Origin of the sequence: Staphylococcus sp. HMSC14D10 (assembly GCF_001808125.1) — a bacterium.
GTDB classification, from domain to species: Bacteria; Bacillota; Bacilli; order Staphylococcales; family Staphylococcaceae; genus Staphylococcus; species Staphylococcus haemolyticus.
Window position 1 is genome coordinate 1 of record NZ_KV792238.1, and the last position, 631, is coordinate 631.

Below are 631 nucleotides of genomic sequence, written 5' to 3' on the forward strand. Positions count from 1 at the left end.
CATTACCTTCCGGTATAGGTTGAGTTGGCGTAATAATGGCATGACCATTAGCACCTGTAGTCCCCGAACCAATAACATGATTATCTTTATCTAGTAACTCGATACGAGTATTCGGATCAGAAGACACATCAACTGGAGGTTCTAGTCGTTGCCTTACCAGTTAAATCAGTATTAACGATTGGGCTACCTGGAGGTGTCGTATCCGTCGCTTTCTTCGGTTGAGAAAGTGAACTGTTCGGATGTTCTGCGTTATCCGTTGCTTTAGCACGTACATTACCTTCAGGAATAGGCACCGTTGGTGTAATCGTAACTCGACCAGTACTATCTGTCGTACCCGAACCAATCACGTTGTTATCCTTATCAAGTAAATCAACATGAGTATTTGGATCCGTTGTCACCGTAATTGGTGTTTTAGTAGTCGCCTTACCAGTTAAATCATTCGTCACAACAGGTCCCGTCGGAGGAGTCGTATCTGTCGCTTTCTTAGGTGCAGAAGTTGAGACATTAGGATGTTCTGCATTATCATAAGCTTTCGCAGTTACATTACCTTCAGGAATAGGCACCGTTGGTGAAATTGTAACTCGACCATTACTATCCGTAGTACCTGAACCAATCACGTTGTTATCCTTAT

General features: G+C 43.1%; 1 pseudogene. It reads right to left on the reverse strand.

The features are described from left to right. Positions 1-128: 128 nt before the first annotated feature. Positions 129-631: pseudogene (locus HMPREF3134_RS12155) on the reverse strand (YSIRK signal domain/LPXTG anchor domain surface protein); the annotation flags it as partial.